The following is a 17,971-nucleotide window of genomic DNA, read 5'->3' as shown; positions in this document are numbered from 1 at the left end:
GCGTTGCGGTCATCAGCCCGATAGCAGGTCAGCGGGCGGTATCAGCGTCAGGCCGCGTGGTTCAAGTGCGCAACTGCTCGGCGAGAAAATCCAGGAAAACCCGCGTTTTCAATGGCACTCGGCGGGCCGAGGGATAGACCGCATTGATGGAAATGGGCGGCGCGTGCCAGTCGCACATCACCGCGACCAAGCGGCCCTCTTCAAGCGCTTTCTCGACGATGAATGTCGGCAGCAGCGCAATGCCCATACCCGCCTCAGCCGCCTGGGCGAGAAGGTCACCGTTATTGGCATGCAACGGCCCCGTTACCAGCACGCTCTGCGTCTCTCGTCCGTTGCTCAGCTGCAGGCTGACGCCACCTTGCAGGTAGCCGTAATTGAGGCATTGGTGAGCCGCCAGATCTCGCGGCACCCGTGGCGTGCCGTGGGCCTCCAGATAACCGGGCGAGGCGACCAGCACGCGCGGCGCGGGAGCCAGGTGCCGGGCCACCAGCGATGAGTCCGCCAGGCTGGCGATACGGATCGTCACATCGAAGCCGCCCTTCACCGGGTCAACCTGCTGGTCACTGAACACCAGTTGCAGCTCGACCTTCGGGTGCAGCTTGTGAAACGTCGGGATCAGCGGCCCAAGCCGACACAACCCGAACGACATCGGCGCATTGATCCTCAGCACGCCCTGGGTTTCGGCCAGCCCGCTGCGTGCCCGTTGCTCCGCTTCATCCAGCGAGGCGAGCAGCTCGCGGCAGGCGTCGTAGTAATCACTGCCGGCTTCCGTCAGGTGCAGGCTACGGGTGGTGCGCAACAGCAGCTGTACACCGAGCGCTTCTTCAAGCGCCTGGATCTGCTTGCTGACCTTCGAGCGCGGCACCGCCAACACCCGAGCCGCTGCCGCAAAGCCATTGGCATTTACCGTGGCCACAAAGGTGCGCATGCAATCGATACGGTCCACGACTGTTTCCAATTAAGAATCAATGATTCCCTATTTTAGGCAATTGTCCCTAATCAAGGCCAGCTCTAAAGTAGCGTCCATACCGCTGGTACAGGCCAACGCTTACCGGCACTGCTGCTACTCACTAGAACCCCACGCCTTGAAGGAACTTGCGATGAACGCCATGAGAACCACCCTGACCGCCCTTGCGCTCGCCGTCTCCATCGGCAATGCCTATGCCGCCGAGCCGGTCGCCGAGCACCAGACCCAGGCCTTTCTGAATGCGCTTAACGCCGGCGGCGGCAAGCCAATCGAGCAGATGAGCCCGACAGAGGCGCGTGCCGTTCTGACCGGTGCCCAGGCCTCGGTCAACGTGGACCTGTCCGGCACCGACGTCAGCGAGCGCAGCATCAACGCCGATGGCCAGACCATCAAACTGACCATCGTTCGCCCCGAGAAGCAGACCGGCGACCTGCCTGCGTTCATGTTCTTCCATGGCGGCGGCTGGGTACTGGGCGACTACCCCACCCACGCTCGACTGATCCGTGATCTGGTGGTCGGCTCTGGCGCCGTCGCGGTGTATGTCGATTACACGCCATCGCCGGAAGCGAAATACCCGACCGCCATCAATCAGGCTTACGCCGCAACCCGCTGGGTCGCGGAGAATGGCAAGGCAATTGGCGTCGACGGCAGCCGCCTGGCAGTCGCAGGCAATAGCGTGGGCGGCAACATGGCAGCGGTGGTCAGCCTGATGGCCAAGGAGCGCAACACGCCCAAACTGCGCTTCCAGCTGCTGCTCTGGCCGGTCACGGACGCCAACTTCGACACCGCGTCGTACCGTCAGTACAGCGAGGGGCACTTCCTTACTACGGGGATGATGAAGTGGTTCTGGGACAACTACACCACCGATCCCAAGCAACGTGCCGAGATCCATGCCTCTCCACTGCGGGCGAGCGCTGAACAGCTGAAGGGGCTGCCGCCAGCCCTGGTACAGACCGCCGGCCTGGACGTGCTGCGCGACGAAGGCGAGGCCTACGCACAAAAACTGGATGCGGCAGGCGTCGATGTCACGGCAGTGCGGTATAACGGCATGATTCACGACTACGGCCTGCTCAACCCGTTGAGCGACATCCCCGAGGTCAAGGCGGCCATGCGCCAGGCCGCCGGTGAACTGAAAGCTCACCTGAACTGAATGACCGAGTGCTTTCCCGCAGCGGCGTGGCCCGCTGTCGGGAACGTGCTCGTTTGCCACGCACATCTGCCTAGATGCTTACAGCCCGGCAGCGCCCGGGATTCGTCATGACAAGGAACTCGACATGCCCCATGAAGGCGGCCTTCTCCAGGCCTCGGTAATCTTCCTGCTAGCCGCGGTGATTACCGTCCCACTCGCCAAACGCCTGCAGCTGGGGGCGGTGCTTGGGTACCTGCTGGCCGGGGTAATCATCGGCCCGCAAGTGTTGCGGTTGGTCGGCGACCCGGAAAGCGTCGCTCACTTCTCTGAAATGGGTGTCGTGCTGCTGCTGTTCATCATCGGCCTGGAGCTGTCGCCGAAACGCCTGTGGCTAATGCGCAAAGCTGTGTTTGGCGTCGGCCTTGCACAGGTGGCCGTGACCGGGTTGATTATCGGCGTGTTGGCAGTTGTCGCGTTCGGTCAGTCACTGGCGACTGCGGCGGTGCTCGGTCTGGGCCTTGCCCTGTCGTCTACCGCGCTTGGTCTGCAAAGCCTGGCGGAGAGCCGGCAGTTGAACAGCCCCCATGGCCGTCTCGCGTTCGCCATTCTGCTGTTTCAGGACATCGCCGCCATTCCGCTGATCGCGCTGGTTCCACTGCTGGCCATCGGCGGCGCCGTAGAAGGTGGTGACAGCGGGCTGGTAGCCGGTTTGAAGGTATTCGGCAGCATTGCCATCGTGGTTATCGGTGGCCGCTACCTGCTACGGCCGGTGTTTCGTATCGTCGCCAAGACCGGGCTGCCGGAAGTCTCCACCGCTACAGCCTTGCTGGTGGTCATCGGCACGGCGTGGTTGATGGAAACGGCAGGCGTTTCCATGGCGCTCGGGGCGTTCCTGGCAGGCTTGCTGCTCGCCGATTCTGAGTATCGGCATGAACTGGAATCGCAGATCGAGCCGTTCAAAGGCCTGCTGCTGGGGCTGTTCTTCATCAGCGTAGGCATGGGCGCCAACCTGAGCCTGCTGCTCGAGTCACCTGGGCTGATCCTCGGCCTAACCTTGCTGCTGGTGTCCATCAAATTCCCATTGCTCATGCTGCTCGGGCGCACCCTGGGTGGCCTGCCAACCCTGTCGGCGTTACGCCTGGGCGCCGTACTCGCTGCTGGCGGTGAGTTTGCTTTCGTGGTGTTCAAGCTGGCGCAGAACAATGGCCTGCTCGATAGCCGCAGCTACGACACGCTGGTCATGACCATCACCCTGTCCATGGCCATCACCCCGTTGCTGCTGCTGGCGATCAGCCAATGGCTGAAAACCAGGCCGCAGCCGGCCAAGGTCGTCCCTGAAAATCTCAGGGCCATCGAGAGCGACGGGCCGCAGGTGGTCATTGCCGGTATGGGCCGGATGGGGCAGATCGTTGCGCGCATCCTCCGTGCTCAGGACATTCCCTATGTGGCGTTGGATACCTCGGTCGAAACCATCGAAATGACCCGCTCCTTCGAGCAGGTGCCGGTGTTCTACGGCGACCCGACGCGGCCGGAAATCCTCAGCGCAGCCAAGGTCGGCCAGGCGAAGTATTTCATCATCGCCATAGACGATGCCGAGCAGGCAACCCGGACGGCAGCCGTGGTGCAGCGCTTGTATCCGCACCTGAAAATCATCGCCCGCGCGCGCAATCGACAGCATGTGCATCAATTGCTCGATGCAGGCGCCGAGCCGGTGCGCGAAATGCTCTATTCGAGCCTGGAAATCACCCGGCGCGCCCTCGAAGGCCTGGGCCTTGAGGCTGCCGATGTGGAACACAAGATCCAGCAGTTCATCAAGCACGACGAACAGTTGCTCGCCGCTCAGCACGCCGTGCGTGAAGACCGCGCCAAAGTGCTGCAAACGGCCCAGGAGGCGCGGCTGGAATTATCCCGACTGTTCGATGAGGATCGCATCACCGACCCAGCCCAGCAGAAAGCCTGAACAGGCGGCTAGCCGGGCTGCCGGATAGCGATGGGTTGTAACCCGACGCTGCCTTTGCAGTTCCTCACGGCTGCAGTTCGAGCAGTTCTCCGCCAACCTCGCCAAGGCGATCGAGGTACCGCTGGGTATCGATGAGTTGGTGAGGAAAATACAGGCCGGGCTCAGGCACCGGCTCGCCCTCCAGACCGAGGATGCGCTCGATGAGCATGGCGACCCCGCTGCCGGTGACCTTGCGCTGCCCCTCGGGGTGGAATACCGCATGGCGGGTCTGGCGCGGTTGGCCCTGATGATCGATGCCGCGCAGTTCAATGATGATTTCCGTCGATGCCGGCTCACCACGGCGGCGTGACGAGGTCACTGCAGTCGCCAGATTGAAGTGGATGTTGGGTGCATTGGTCGCCGCCGCCAGCCCTGCCACGTCGTAGGCCGAGAACGGTGCTGCGTCAATTTCAATACCATCGATGGCGCGGAATTTTGGCGCTGGGCCGTCACCGAGCCGCCAATAGAACACGCCATCACGGCGAGCCAATGCCGCGGGATGTATCTTGGCCAGCCGGTCCAGGTCCGCGTGCGTCGTCGGGCCACTGATGTCCTGTTCATCGACCAGCGCACCGACCGTGATATCAGTGATGCGCTTGAAGGTTTTCGCCAGATGCAGCACAGGAAGGGTCGTGGCGCCGACCAGCCACTCGGTACCCAGCACCACCGGCGCAGCGTCGCGCGCATGCAGGTAGGAGGCAACTTCCAGGGACATTTCCTGAATCCCCGAAGAAATGCTCACGTAGGGCACTCGCCGCGACAATGCGTAGCGCAGCGTGGTCATGCGTTCGTCCATGAAGAACACCGCCACGGCACTGATCGCCCGCTCCCCGACGCCGAGGTCTTCGGCGTTCAGGTCGATGCACAGGGCTTCGGCGTTGCCCAGCTGTTGCGCCACTTCCTTGGCCTTGTCGAGATTGCGGGCGCCGATCAGCAGCGGCAAGTTGGGGTAGCGGGCTCTCAGCAACTGCGCGGTTTGCACACCGATCACACCGGAGCCACCGACGAGCAAGACAGGATTCTGTACCATGATCAATCTCCTCACATTGACGTTACCTACCAAAGGTAGGTTTAAATTCAACGTAAGTTACTATTGGTAGTTTTTCAACGGGAGTCCGACGAAGTGAAGGTTACCGAGCGTGCAGATAGCGGTGGGCGGCGCCGGCTAACGCGGGACGAGCGACGCGAGCAACTGCTTGACACAGCGCGGCTTATCGTTCGCGAGGAAGGTGCCGATCAGCTCACACTGGGCCATCTGGCGGTACGGGCCGGCGTCTCCAAGCCGGTTGCGTATGATCATTTCGACACCCGTTCGGGGTTACTGATCGCGCTGTATCGGTGGCTGGATACGCAAGTGGTGAACGCGTTCGGCCAGGCGCTGGTGACCAGCGGCGCCAGCCGGGAAGAAACCATTGAGGTGCTGGCCGCGGCCTACATCCGTTGCGCCAGCGACACCGAGGGGGAGTTCCATGCGGTGGGCGCTGCCTTGGCAGGCAGCGAAGAAAAGGCGCTGGTTTTCCAGGAGTTGCTGGATAACAGCGTTCAGATGTTCCTGACCGTACTCGAGCCGTATTGCCGGATACCCCGCCTGGAACTCGAGCACCGTTGCCTGGGGCTGGTAGGTGCCGGAGAAAGCCTATCGGCCGCCAATGTCAGGGGCAGCGTAAGCGAATCCGAGGCCATCAGAGCCTTCACCTCGCTCATTCGCGGCGTCCTGAGCGACGCCGAGAGCTGACGATCACTGCACCAGCCGAAGGCGCGGCGAGCTGCCCGCTCGCCTGCTTGAGGTTACCCGCCCGGGCAAGCCGAAAGCGCCTCGCTCGCGTTCAATCCGCCGTCGGGGCCCCGTAACGCCAGCGCGTGTAGTGATGCAGGGTGAGCAGCGCGCAGATGAGGATTAGCGGGATCAGCAGCACGCCGGAGAGCACCGAGCCCCACCAGGCGACGCCTGATTGCCAGGTCTTGCCCCTGCCTTCCGCCACGAACACCAGCCGTGTGGCGACCTCGCCAAAGCGGGCATCCGGGTTCAGCACCGTCACCTGCAGCCGATAATCGCCAGGCTGCATGGGTATACGTGTCACGGCACGGGTGATCTCGTCACTGCCATAGCTGATCAATTCCTTGCCGACATCGCTCTGCCCTTCGGACAGCAGCTCACCACCCGGAGTCAGCAGCTTCCAGGCCAGGGTCATGGGTGCGGGCGGATACTCCACCCATTGCTCGTTTTCCCAGATCGGCCCGCCGGACAGCTTGCGCACCGTGAACAGCGGCAGCTCACCGGTGGAGAACACCACAGCCAGCGTATCGAACTCCAGTGTTCGCACCTTGACCGGCAGATCCAGGGTGTCGCCCTTGTCGAGACGCACCGGTACGTCCAGCGGAAGCGTGGTGGCCCATACGAAAAACAAACGAAGCACGACAACCAGCAACAGCAGGCTCAAACCCATGCTGCCCCAGATGATCGCTTTGCTTTTGTGACTCAATGCTCGACTCCTACCAACCGATCCAACCCAAAAGAGCTGCAAGGCTACTCGATATGCGCCGGCGATGGTCATCATTCGAACCCTGGGCCAGCACGTGCCGGGGCGCTGGCGGCAGCCGTTACGGCCTCATGGCTGCCCGTGATGAACAGCGCTCGCAGCGCCTGGTCAGCACCTGGTTCTGCCGCTGCCCGGCCCTATGACTTCATCAATTCCTGCACGCGAGCCACCAGTATGTCGACCGCAAACGGTTTGGTCAGCACCTGCATGCCGGGCCCGAGCTGACCATTGCCGATAGCCGCCTTTTCCGCGTAGCCAGTGATGAACAGGGTCTTCAGACTCGGGCGAATCTCGCGCCCGGCATCGGCCATCTGCCGCCCGTTCATGCCACCCGGCAGCCCGACATCGCTGATCAGCAGATCGAGGTGCACGTTGGAGCGCAGGATTTTCAGCCCGGCAACACTGTCGGCTGCTTCGAGAACGGTGTAACCCAACTCGCTGAGCACATCTGACAGCAGCATGCGCACGGTCGATTCGTCATCGACGATCAGGATCGTTTCGCCGGTTTCCAGCGGCAGCGGCGACTTGCTGTCGACCTCACTGCGGTCCTCGATCGGCTCACCGTGATAGCGCGGCAAGTAGATGCACACGGTGGTGCCCTGCCCTACCCCGGATTGGATGCGCACCTGCCCACCGGATTGCTTGGCGAAGCCATAGATCATCGACAGGCCGAGGCCGGTGCCCTGCCCAATAGGTTTAGTCGTGAAGAACGGATCGAACGCCTTGGCGATCACCTCGGGCGTCATCCCGCTACCGGTGTCAGTGACACTCAGCGACAGGTATTGGCCTTCCGGCAGATCGTGGGTGCGGGCGGTCCCGCGGTCCATGCAGCGGTTAGCGGTTTCTATGGTGATACGGCCGCCATCGGCCATGGCATCACGTGCATTGATGCATAGATTCAGCAGGGCGTTCTCGAGTTGGCTGGCGTCGGCCAGCGCGACCCAGACATCCGCTGCACCGACCGTCTCGAGCACGATGCTCGGCCCGACCGTGCGCTGGATCAGCTCGGTCATGCCGGTCATCAGCCGGTTGACGTCGATGGGCTGCGGATCCAGTGTCTGCCGCCGAGAGAACGCCAGCAGGCGATGGGTCAGCGCCGCCGCGCGCTTGGCGGCACCTTGGGCGGCCGTCATGTACTTGTCGATATCGTTCAACCGCCCCTGGGCGATTCGAATGCCCATCATCTCCAGGGAGCCGGAAATGCCGGCCAGCAGGTTGTTGAAATCGTGCGCCAGGCCGCCGGTCAGCTGGCCGACCGCTTCCATTTTCTGCGACTGACGCAGCTTTTCCTCTGCCTGCATCAGCTCATCGGTCCGCTCCACCACGCGCTGTTCGAGGGTTTCATTGAGCGTGCGCAGGGCGCTGATGGCACGGTCGCGTTCCGCCTCCACCGCGCGCCGTTCCTCAACATCGATCAACACGCCCGGAAAGTTCTGCGGCGTGCCATCCGCCGCATGGTCGACGCGCCCGTTCGCCTCGATCCAGTAATACTTGCCGTCGGCGCGCCGTACCCGATACTGATGGGCGAAGGCACCGCCGCGATCGGCGACCTCGTTGATTTTCCGGGTCAACTCGTCCCGGTCGTCAGGGTGAACGTTGACGACCACCTGCTCGAGGCTGAGCCTTTGCTCGGCGAGCGCTGGATCGAGCCCAAACGCGGTCGTGAACGCTTCATCGACAGAAAATAGATCGGCCTGCATGTCCCAGTGCCAGGTACCGATGATCGCGCCCGCCGCCAAGGCAAGCTGCACGCGCTCGATATTCTCGCGAGCGATCCGCTCACTGACGCGCAGGCGATCTTCAGCGTTGCGCCTTTCGGTCACGTCGTTGAAAAAGATCCCGATTCTGCGGTCCTCGGGCGCGCCGACACGCACCGCGCGCACATCGAACCAGCGCTGGAACGCCTCGGCGTAGTTTTCGAAGTTGGCCGGTTCACCGGTCTTGGCCACGTGCCCGTACACCTCGAACCAGAATTTCTCCAGGTTCGGCGCAAATTCGGTGACCCACTTGCCGCGCAAATCCACGCCGGTCTGCCGCTCGAATGCGGGGTTCACCTCGACAAACTGGTAGTCCACCGGTACGTCGTCGGCATCGAACTTGACCTGCACGATGGCAAACGCGGACTCGATGGTTTCCAGAATGGTCCGGAAGCGCTCCTCGCTTTCGCGCAGTGCGGTCTCGGCGCTGCGCATCGTGGTCAGGTCGAGCATGGCGCCGATCATCCGCACGGCTCGGCCCTTGGCGTTACGAATCACGTGGCCGCGATCAAGCACTTCGGCGTATGTGCCGTCGGCGCGCCTGAAGCGATAGCCGTCGGTCCAGTCGCTGCCCTTTTCGTCGATAACCGCATGGATCGACGCGCTGACACGCGCCCGGTCATCGGGGTGAATCTGCGCCATCCACCAGTCACCACTGGTTTCCGTACTCGCCACGGGATAACCGTAAGCCTCTTCGAGCGCTTCGTTCCAGAGCACGTGGTTGCCGGCCAGGTCCCAGTCCCATATCGCATCGTTGGTGGCCTTGGCCGCCAGTCGGTAGCGCTCCTTGGTTTCCTCGATGGCTTGATCTGCCAGGTGCTCCCTGGTGCGATCGCGGACGATCTTCATGAAGCCCAGGTGCAGGTTGTCGTCACCGTAAAGCGGCGTTGTATCGCCAGAGGCCCAGAACTGGCGGCCGTCCTTGCGCAGGTGCCAGCGCTCATCCGAGGCCCGACCGTTTTGCAAGGCCTGGTGCATTTCACGCTCGACCCACCCATTGGCTCGGTCTGCCGGCGTAAAGAAAAACGCCGAGCTCTGCCCACAGGCTTCTTCTGCAGTCCAGCCCATCACATAAGTAGCACCGGCATTCCAGTCGGTGATGACCCCGGCTGGGTCGCTGAGGATGATGGCGAAGTCGATGTCGCTCTCGAATATCGCGCGCTGACGCGCTGCTTTCCTGGCCTGTGCGTCTCGGCTGGTCGGCATCACTGGAGAAGCGTCAAAAGCATGCAATGCGAGTTCGCCCGAGGCATCAGCCGCATCGATGCCCGCGAGCGTCGACCGTAAGCGGACGACTTCGGCTTCGAGCGCGTCCCGATCGAGATTTTTCAGTTCTGCCTCACACTTATCCATGGTCTTCCTGCTACTCCAACGCTGATCTGCTACGCGACGCCTTGCACTTCGGGCTTGCCACCGCTCGAACCAGATGCCTGACAGGACCCTGCTCGTGGGCATTGAATGCCCCATGAATCGCACCTTGCGCTGCACAGGATGCGGCGCTGGCTGCCAACGCGATGATATCGACAGCCGTTCGCGCGATTCTCGCACAGCCCATCGGCGACACGCTCATGAGGCCCCTGAAAAACAGCCGTAGCGCACTTTACACAGCGCGGGCATGTCGTTTCATCGGCGAAGCGCTTTGCGGGCTCATATCAGCGGAATCCTTATGCCTCCCGCACAGTCATACCTCACCAGTAGCAGCAGATACATCGATCTTCTTCCGGCCGGCTACAGGCCATGACCGAGGTACAGATATGGCGACGCATAGTGAGATGGTGCTGGAACAGGCCATGTTGGCTGTTTTGGGTGCATGTATCGACTTGGGTTATGACGTCGACAAGCTGGCCAAGCACGCGCAGATGCTGATTCTCGACAACAGCAAGTACAACCACGTCGAGCAACCTCAGGCCTCCACCCCGCACGAGGCGCTGGAACGCGCGCTGTCGACGGTGAAAAGCGCCCCACGCCTTTGACCTGATGTGCGCGGTGCGGCTATGCAGCTCCAATAGCCGCCCGACCCCAGACGTCCTCGCCACACGAAATTGCCTGCCTGCTTCCCCGGCAACGCACCCCGCCTTGTGAAACGCCGTGAAATCTTCAAGAAGTTGCGAATTGCTGTGAAGGCGCTGCGCACTGGCCATTTGCTTGCTGCTAACGTTCGCCAGGAAGGCAACATCCACGCGCCACATGCATCCACTGAGGGAGCAGCCGATGTCCACGACCGTATCACCCACTGGCGGCAATCCGAGCACACAGCACTCACCGAGTACGGCATTCGATGCCAAGCTCGATATCGCCAAGTCCAGCAAGACCATCGCCGATTACCTGCGCCAGAACGGCAAATCGGCGATCACCGGGCGCGAGATCACGCAGCTGGCCAACGACACTTCCGGCAAGGTGCCTGGTGAAGTCATCGAGGCGGCCAAGTACATGCAGCGCCACCCGGATGTATTCACCGCGATCGAAACCCATGATGTGGCGGGTGCCGACGACCTGTCGGGCGTGTGGAATTTCGACTGGGCAGCCGAAGGCGGGCTGAAGGGTACGCCAACCGAGGCGATCGCCAAGATGCAGGACACCTTCGACTACGCCATTGCCAAGTCTGCGCAGATCACCGAACTCACCACCGCCGCCAAGTCAGAGCTGGACTCCACCAAGCAGCGCCCCGGTAACTGACAGCAGGCCACGTCCTCAGCCAAGCGGCCGCTGCGCTTACGCAGCGAGGCGCCGGAAAACGGCGCCAACCCGCAACACCACCCAAGCCAACGCCTGCTGATAGCAGCCCACTACCGGCAGCGAGTACCAAAAGGCTGCCCGCAAGATACTGGGCGGCTGCTGTTTCCATCCCCGCAAGCGCCCCTGCCCCGGGCTTACGAGGTCTTGCCCTTGCGCAGGTCCAGCTTTACCAGCAGCTTTTCCAACGCATCGAGAGACACCGGCTTGCTCACGTGGGCGTTGAAACCCGCCTCGTAGGCCTTGTCGATATCGCTTGCGCCGCCGTAACCGGTCAACGCCACGGCCGCCGTTCTAGCGTGCTGGGGCAGACTGCGCACGGCACGCATGAGCTCGTGGCCGTCCATCACCGGCATGCCGATGTCGGAGAGGATCAGATCGAAGGCCTTGTGTTCCAAAAGGGCCAAGGCTGCCGCACCGCTGTCAGCGACGGTGACGGCGGCGCCTTCCATCTCCAGCAGGGCCTCCATGATCGTGCAGATTTCCGCCGAATCATCAACGATAAGCACACTCAGGTCGGTAAACACCCCGTCGGTGATGTCCTCGAGAAGCAGTGGTTCACCTTCCATCTGATACAGCGGCAGCCACACGCTGAAGGTCGTGCCGAGACCCACGCCAGGAGACACCACCTCGATGCGGCCCTGATGCGCGTCGACCAGCTCCTTGACCAACGCCAGGCCGATACCCAGGCCGTTCTTGCGGGCCGAGCGGCGGTGTTCGGGCACCTGGCCAAACAGGTCGAAGATCTTCGACAGCGATTGCGCTGGAATACCTTCGCCCTGATCCTGCACGAAGAACTTCACGTAATCGCCGTCCTGGCTGAGGCCGACATGCATGACCCCGCCGTCATCGCTGAATTTCATCGCGTTGTTCAGCAGGTTCCAGATGATCTGTTCAACACGGATCGGATCGGCGTCCGCTACCAGCGGATCGTTGCAGGCCGGCGGCATGTGCATTTCGATGACGATGTCGCGCTCGGTGGCCTCGGCCTGCAGCACACCGACAATTTCTTCGATGCACGGCTGCAGCATCACCGGCGCGTGGTTGAGCTTGAATTTACCGGTGTTGATGCGTGACAGGTCGAGCAGGTCGTCGATGATCCGCGCCTGGCTGCGAATCGAGGCGAGGATGGTGTCCACGGCTCTGGCCGCGATAGCCTGGGTCTTCACCACCGACAAGCGTGACATCAACTCGGCATTGAGCTGGATCAGGTTGAGCGGGTGCTTGAGCTCGTGGGACATCATGGCGAAGAACTCATCCTTGAGTTTGTCGTTGGCCTGGTTTTCCACCAGCAGGTTCTCCTGCTCGGCCTCACGACGCTTCTTGTCGGTGATGTCGCGGCCAATTCGCGCATACCCATGCGAGCCACCGTTGGCCAGGCTGGTGGTGACACTGCTGCAGAAGAACTGCGAGCCGTCCTTGCGCACGTGCCAGCGGTCGTCCTCGGCGCGCCCTTCTCGCGAGGCGATCTGCAGTTCACGGGCGAGAACCTCGCCGCGGCGATCCTCCTCACTGAGGATGAGATCGGCCGAAAGCCCCAGCACTTCGGCTTCGCTGTAGCCGTAGGTGCGTTCGGCGCCCAGGTTCCAGCCGGTCACCTGGCCCTTGGGGTCCATGGTGATGATGATGTAGTCCTGAGTGGTTTCCGCGGCCAGGCGCAGGCGCTCCTCGCCTTCGCGTACTTTATCTTCGGCGAGGCGGCGCTGGGTGATGTCGATGAACGTCAATACCGCGCCATCGATGAGGTTGTCGGTGGTGCGGTACGGCAGCATGCGGGTGATGTACCAGCGCCCGTCGGAGCTTGGTACTTCACGCTCGATGACCCGCAGCGACTCGAAGGCGGTCGCCGCATCGTCGGCCATATCGGAATAATCGAGGCGATGGGTGATGTCGAGCAGCGAACGCCCGGTATCCGAATTGATGATGCTGAAGATCTCGGTCGCCCGCGGCGTAAACGACTTGATGCGCATGTGGCGGTCGACGAACACCGTGGCGATGTCGGTCGAGGCAATGAAATTCTGCAGGTCATCGTTGATCTTGCCGGTTTCCTCGACCTTGGACTTGAGCTCCTGGTTGACGGTGATCAGCTCTTCGTTGATCGATTGCAACTCTTCCTTGCTGGTTTCCAGCTCCTCGGTGGTCGAACGCAGCTCCTCGTTGATGGCCTGCAATTCTTCGTTGGAGGCCTTCAGCTCCTCGGTCGAGGTTTCCGCCTGCTCAACCGTTGCCTGCAACTGTTCCTTGGTGCTCTGCAGCTCGCTTTCCAGCTGCGACAGCACGCTATCCTTGGCTTCCTTCTGCGGGGAGGCGGCGTCGTTGCTCATGGTTTCTTCGACTTCGTCGAACAGCACCAGGGCAAAGTCGGCATCCATGTCACGGAACGGCCGGGCGATCATGTTGATGTAATAGCTGCGCTCGCCACGGCTGTGGTGCACCCGGCGCGCCTCGACGCTTTTGCCGGTGTGGAACGCCTGGAACAGGGCGGTGCGCAACTCCAGGCGTAATGACGGATGGATCAGCGACAGCAGATTGTGCGACGGCTCACCGCCGACATAACGCAGGAAGCGCCCGGCCTGATCGGACATATGCACGATGTTGGATTCGTGATTGACGATCACGCTGGGCGGCGCGTACTGCTCCAACACCCGCTGGTGCAGGTCGGCGAAGGATATCTTGCGACGCTCCGGGGCAATGCCAGGGCTGGCACGCTGCGACGTCGTGTAGGACTCGAACGGCATCGGCGTGCTGGGGCGAATCTGCGCAGCGCCGGGCTTGGCCCGGTAGATGCGGTTCTTCTTGTCGACGGGGGTGAACAGCTCCAGGCAGATGTCGGCCGACTCGGAGCTGCCGAGAAACAAATAGCCACCGGGCAACAGCGCAAAGTGGAACATTTGCAGAATCTGCATCTGCACTTCACGGTCCAGATAGATCAGCAGGTTGCGACAGGAAATCAGCTGCAGCTTGGAAAACGGCGGGTCGCGCAGCAGGTTGTGCATGGCGAACAGCACCCGCTCGCGGATCTCCTTCTTCACCCGGTAGCGCGACTGCTCCTTGGTGAAATACTGGCGCAAGCGCGGCGGCGAAACGTCCGGCAGCAACGCTTCGGGGTACAGGCCGATACGGCCGGCAGCAATCGAGTGCTCGTCAATGTCGGTGGCGAACACTTGGTACTTGCAATCGCGCTGGCTGTATTCGATCTGGTCGGCCAGCAGCATGGCCATGGAATAGGCTTCCTCGCCCGTCGAGCAACCGGCGCTCCATACCCGCACGCCGTTCTCGCTGTCGCAGGGAATATCGAACAGGCGGGGAATGATGTCGCGCTCCAGTGCCTCGAAGGCCTCACGATCGCGAAAGAAGTTGGTCACCCCGATCAGCATGTCGTCGAGCAGTTTCTTGGGTTCGTCGCTGTGTTCCTGCAGAAATGTGCGATAAGCCGGCAGATCGCTGAGTCGATTGACCTGCATGCGCCGCTCGATACGCCGCAGCACCGTGGCCCGCTTGTAATGCTTGAAGTCGTGACCGGTGCGCGTACGCAGAATGGTCAGAATGTCCTTGAGTGCCGCCTCGGCAGCACTAGCCTGTTGCGGGTCCTGGATGCCCTGGATCGGCGCCTGTAAGTCGGCATCCGACGGCAGCTGGATGCTACGCATGGTTTCCCACAGTTCCAGTATCTTCTGCGGTATGTCCGAGAGCGGCAGCACGAAATCCACCTGACCAGTCGCAATTGCGCTACGCGGCATGCTGTCGTATTCGGCATCGTCAGGGGCTTGCGCAATGGTCACGCCGCCCTGTTCCTTCACTCGCACCAGGCCGGCCGAACCATCGCTGCCACTGCCGGTGAGAATCACGCTGATGGCGCGCTCCTGGTGCGCATCACCCAAGGTGCGCATGAACAGATCGATGGCGATATGCCGAGGCTGCGTCGTGCCCACTTCCGTCACGCGCAGATGGCCATCGCTCATGGTCAACTGCATGGCCGGCGATATCAGGTAAATACAATTCTGCTCAATGGGCACCGGCGTAGTGACCTGTCGCACCTTCATCTTGGTGACTTTCTGCAAGATGCTGTCGGCGTTGCTTTCATGGGTCGGCGACAGGTGCATCACCACCACGAACGCCATGCCGTTTTTACTGGGCATCTGTTCGAACAAGCGCAACAACGCAGGCAAGCCACCCGCAGACGCGCCTACGCCAACGATGGGAAACTTCAAATGACTGGGCTCGACTGGCGCTACTGAGCTGCTTTTGGATCGAGTGGGCTTGCTCATCAATCGTCCTAATTTTTTGTCCTGAGAGGAGGAATCCAGGGTGGACCACGTTTACCTGATTGATGGCAGCTATCAGCGAACTTCTTTGCCGTCTTTTTTACACCGAATAGGCAGCGGAGACTGCATCATTGCGCGGGATCAAGTGTGTCGACTTTATCACACTCAATGAGCATTGGCGCGGGGTACGGCGCCACTAAACGCCAACTTTACCCGGCGCCAAGTTACGCTTAGCGCGATATCAAAACAGCACTACATTTAGCCTTTAAATAATGTTGTACAGCCCAACTTTTTGCATAACTTCTCAAAAAATCATGTACTCATGAATAATAAGGCGAGTAATACGGATACTCGGCAGTACGCGCGCCGATAATCATCTCGCTCAACCAACTAGTCAGAATCGATGTATACGCTTTTTGATCGCTGTCTTCGCTCAATGCGTGATCGGCACCTTTCATGATGCGGTGCGTGAGCGAGTGTGCCTGATCAAACGAAGCGCGATAGTTCATCAATGTCGTGTGCGGCACGAAGTCATCGAACTCCGACTCCACCAACAACACATCACCGTTGAATCGTGAACAACAATTGAGCGCGCGGTTCTCGAACGGCCCCATGGCGGTACGTCGATAATCTGCCAGGCCGGCCCGGTCCAGTGCCTGCTTGGGCCGGTCCCACTCTTCGTCCCAGTAGAGTGCCGGAACACGCAGGCCCAGCCAGCGAACCGGACGCAGCTCGGTGAGAATCGCCGACAGGTAACCGCCATAACTGGTGCCGATCACTGCGATCTTGTCGGGATCAATGCCAGGCTGGCTCGCCAGCTTGTCGTAGGCCGCAACGATGTCCGCCAGGCTATGCTCGCGTGACACCATCTGCCGGCTGGCGGCGGTGTTTTCATGGCCACGCATATCGAACGTCAGGCACACGCAGCCGAACCCGGCAATGCCCTTGGCACGGGCCAGATCGCGCTGCTGACTACCGCCCCAGCCATGCACGAACAGCACGCCCGGCACTTTGCGCTCCGGGGACATCAGCGTGCCGGCAATACGTTCGTTATCGACTGCGATGGTGATGACTTCACTGTGCGCGGGCATCGGTTTCCACCTTTACATACCGGCTGAGCGTGCCGTGGGGCTTCACCTGGCATCGCTGCAGCAGGTGCGCGCCGTCAGGGGCATCGTCGCCAAAAGATTCATAGGTACTGGCGCGCAGGCTGTGCAGTTGCGGGTCGCCCAGTAGCGCCTGCACAGCGAACAGCTCGGCTGCGCTGGCGCCGCCAAGGCGCCAGGATTGTTCAAGCACACCGGAGCGCGGGCGACCATCAGCACCGAGCCCCTGGGCGATATCGTAATTACGCCGAGAGGCGATCAACCCGAAGCACGCCAGCGCCGCCTGCTCGTAACGCTGTGCCTGGCTGATGGCCTGGCGCGCCGCGGCGTCGAGCGGCAGCAACTGCAGCGCCTGATAATCGCCACGCACCACAGTCAGTGCCGAGCCGCCGTACACCTCCTGGTGGTCGTCATCTTCGGTCAACCGCTGGGTACCGAAGTAGCTGGCGGTGATGCCCGCGACGGTCACCTGACCGACGCTGTACGTCGCCACCTCCTGCAAGTGCTCTTCGATAACCAGCCCCCACTGAGCGACCTCCGCGGCATCCTGGCCGGCCAGGCAGGCGGCCAACTGCGCTTCGTCGGTGATCAGCGACTGGCCTCGTCCGGCCTTGCCGCGCACCGCCTTGACCCTCACCGGGCCATCGCGCAGAAGCAATGTCGCAGCCCGCTGGGCGTCCTGTAGGTCGAATACCGTGTAGCCCTGCAGCACCGCCGAGGCGACGCGCTGATGGAACGCTGCACACCATCCCTCGGGCGCTCGCGCCGGTTTGTCTATCAAGGGGTGACTGATCGCCTTGGTCGCCATGAAGGCATGGGGCACCGCGCCGCCGAAGAAATCCTCCGCATCCGCTATGCCCAGATCGACCCTGCTCTGCTCGCTCGTTACGGTTTCGTCGGGCACCCAATAGCAGTCTTGCCGATCACCTGGGCGCTGCCAGCCGAGAAACGGTATCGCCAGCAACGCCGCTATCTTCTCGCCCAGCACGTACTGTATTGCCGCATCGTGCTCAGGCACCGGCGTGCCCATGGCGATCAATGCAACAGCTGCTTTTCTGCTCATCGGTAACCGTCCAGTACCTGATTGAATAAAGCCTTCCCCATTCAATGGGGACGACACTGGGCATGCACCGTCCATAACTCATAGCGCAAGCAATGTTCGCGAGCGCTGACGCGAGGCACACTGAATAAGCGCCGACAGGCACCAGCGTTACTTACGTTAAGTTAGGAAGCGAACCGTCGAAATGAAGTTCAACCGTTTGGAGTAACGGTACGGCGTCATGTACTGGCGGTACTGTCAGGCCAACCCATATTGCGGACGATGTCTGAAGTTATGAAACGCCAGTAACAATCACGATCCAAGATGAGCGGCAGGCTCACCGCCTCGCTTATCTGCAGCGAGACGGTGATTAATCAGCGGGAGAAGACGCCTCGATGTGCTTGCTACACATGCAGCGCGGTCGTGCTGCATGGGT

At 61.5% G+C, this 17,971-nt stretch carries 12 protein-coding genes; 5 read left to right on the top strand and 7 right to left on the bottom strand.

Annotated features, from left to right (window positions below):
• Positions 1-61 precede the first annotated feature (61 nt).
• Positions 62-946: a LysR family transcriptional regulator gene (locus BLS60_RS01595; protein ID WP_092363891.1), complete on the bottom strand. Its 885-nt coding sequence runs from the start codon at positions 944-946 to the stop codon at positions 62-64.
• Between the two features lie 154 nt (positions 947-1,100).
• Here BLS60_RS01595 and BLS60_RS01590 point away from each other — a divergent pair, with 154 nt between their 5' ends.
• Positions 1,101-2,117 carry an alpha/beta hydrolase gene (locus BLS60_RS01590; RefSeq protein ID WP_092363888.1) on the top strand — a complete coding sequence of 339 codons (1,017 nt, stop codon included), beginning with the start codon at positions 1,101-1,103 and terminating at the stop codon, positions 2,115-2,117.
• Between the two features lie 124 nt (positions 2,118-2,241).
• Positions 2,242-4,056, top strand: coding sequence for a monovalent cation:proton antiporter-2 (CPA2) family protein (locus BLS60_RS01585; protein WP_092363885.1), 1,815 nt, complete (start codon positions 2,242-2,244; stop codon positions 4,054-4,056).
• A 64-nt stretch (positions 4,057-4,120) separates the two neighbouring features.
• Here the strand turns inward: BLS60_RS01585 and BLS60_RS01580 are convergent, their stop codons facing one another.
• Positions 4,121-5,125, bottom strand: coding sequence for a saccharopine dehydrogenase (locus tag BLS60_RS01580; RefSeq protein ID WP_092363882.1), 1,005 nt, complete (start codon positions 5,123-5,125; stop codon positions 4,121-4,123).
• 93 nt (positions 5,126-5,218) lie between these two features.
• Here BLS60_RS01580 and BLS60_RS01575 point away from each other — a divergent pair, with 93 nt between their 5' ends.
• Positions 5,219-5,830: a TetR/AcrR family transcriptional regulator gene (locus tag BLS60_RS01575; RefSeq protein ID WP_244153341.1), complete on the top strand. Its 612-nt coding sequence runs from the start codon at positions 5,219-5,221 to the stop codon at positions 5,828-5,830.
• A gap of 91 nt (positions 5,831-5,921) precedes the next feature.
• Here BLS60_RS01575 and BLS60_RS01570 read toward each other — a convergent pair whose 3' ends face one another.
• Together BLS60_RS01570 and BLS60_RS01565 are read right to left on the bottom strand one after the other, a co-directional pair.
• On the bottom strand, positions 5,922-6,578 hold the full coding sequence (locus BLS60_RS01570) for a hypothetical protein (protein ID WP_092363879.1): 657 nt from the start codon (positions 6,576-6,578) through the stop codon (positions 5,922-5,924).
• A gap of 194 nt (positions 6,579-6,772) precedes the next feature.
• On the bottom strand, positions 6,773-9,598 hold the full coding sequence (locus BLS60_RS01565; RefSeq protein WP_244153358.1) for a PAS domain-containing hybrid sensor histidine kinase/response regulator: 2,826 nt from the start codon (positions 9,596-9,598) through the stop codon (positions 6,773-6,775).
• Positions 9,599-10,146: 548 nt separating this feature from the next.
• On the opposite strand from BLS60_RS01565, the gene BLS60_RS01560 reads away from it, so the two are divergent.
• Both BLS60_RS01560 and BLS60_RS01555 read left to right on the top strand, forming a co-directional pair.
• Entirely contained in the window at positions 10,147-10,365 is a 219-nt protein-coding gene (locus BLS60_RS01560) for a hypothetical protein (RefSeq protein WP_070881407.1), read from the top strand.
• Positions 10,366-10,603: 238 nt separating this feature from the next.
• Positions 10,604-11,068, top strand: coding sequence for a hypothetical protein (locus tag BLS60_RS01555; RefSeq protein WP_070881406.1), 465 nt, complete (start codon positions 10,604-10,606; stop codon positions 11,066-11,068).
• A gap of 194 nt (positions 11,069-11,262) precedes the next feature.
• Here BLS60_RS01555 and BLS60_RS01550 read toward each other — a convergent pair whose 3' ends face one another.
• The 3 genes from BLS60_RS01550 to BLS60_RS01540 form a co-directional block, all read right to left on the bottom strand.
• Complete coding sequence (locus BLS60_RS01550) at positions 11,263-15,393, bottom strand: CheR family methyltransferase (RefSeq protein WP_092363871.1); 4,131 nt, start codon at positions 15,391-15,393, stop codon at positions 11,263-11,265.
• Between the two features lie 317 nt (positions 15,394-15,710).
• Positions 15,711-16,481, bottom strand: a complete 771-nt coding sequence (locus tag BLS60_RS01545) for an alpha/beta hydrolase family protein (protein ID WP_092363868.1) — start codon at positions 16,479-16,481, stop codon at positions 15,711-15,713.
• On the bottom strand, positions 16,465-17,559 hold the full coding sequence (locus tag BLS60_RS01540) for a DUF3182 family protein (protein WP_092363865.1): 1,095 nt from the start codon (positions 17,557-17,559) through the stop codon (positions 16,465-16,467). The genes BLS60_RS01545 and BLS60_RS01540 overlap by 17 nt, the downstream gene beginning before the upstream one ends.
• Positions 17,560-17,971: the final 412 nt, after the last annotated feature.

This window comes from Phytopseudomonas seleniipraecipitans (assembly GCF_900102335.1).
GTDB classification, from domain to species: domain Bacteria; phylum Pseudomonadota; class Gammaproteobacteria; order Pseudomonadales; family Pseudomonadaceae; genus Aquipseudomonas; species Aquipseudomonas seleniipraecipitans.
The sequence above is the reverse complement of the archived record's forward strand: the minus strand, read 5'-3'. Positions and strand labels throughout refer to the sequence as shown.

Bases quoted from the DNA above. Each gene is read 5' to 3' on its own strand.
- BLS60_RS01590 (WP_092363888.1), top strand. From the start codon at position 1,101: ATGAACGCCATGAGAACCACCCTGACCGCCCTTGCGCTCGCCGTCTCC.
- BLS60_RS01585 (WP_092363885.1), top strand. From the start codon at position 2,242: ATGCCCCATGAAGGCGGCCTTCTCCAGGCCTCGGTAATCTTCCTGCTA.
- BLS60_RS01580 (WP_092363882.1), bottom strand. From the start codon at position 5,125: ATGGTACAGAATCCTGTCTTGCTCGTCGGTGGCTCCGGTGTGATCGGT.
- BLS60_RS01565 (WP_244153358.1), bottom strand. From the start codon at position 9,598: ATGCCGACCAGCCGAGACGCACAGGCCAGGAAAGCAGCGCGTCAGCGC.
- BLS60_RS01560 (WP_070881407.1), top strand. From the start codon at position 10,147: ATGGCGACGCATAGTGAGATGGTGCTGGAACAGGCCATGTTGGCTGTT.
- BLS60_RS01555 (WP_070881406.1), top strand. From the start codon at position 10,604: ATGTCCACGACCGTATCACCCACTGGCGGCAATCCGAGCACACAGCAC.
- BLS60_RS01550 (WP_092363871.1), bottom strand. From the start codon at position 15,393: ATGAGCAAGCCCACTCGATCCAAAAGCAGCTCAGTAGCGCCAGTCGAG.
- BLS60_RS01545 (WP_092363868.1), bottom strand. From the start codon at position 16,481: ATGCCCGCGCACAGTGAAGTCATCACCATCGCAGTCGATAACGAACGT.
- BLS60_RS01540 (WP_092363865.1), bottom strand. From the start codon at position 17,559: ATGAGCAGAAAAGCAGCTGTTGCATTGATCGCCATGGGCACGCCGGTG.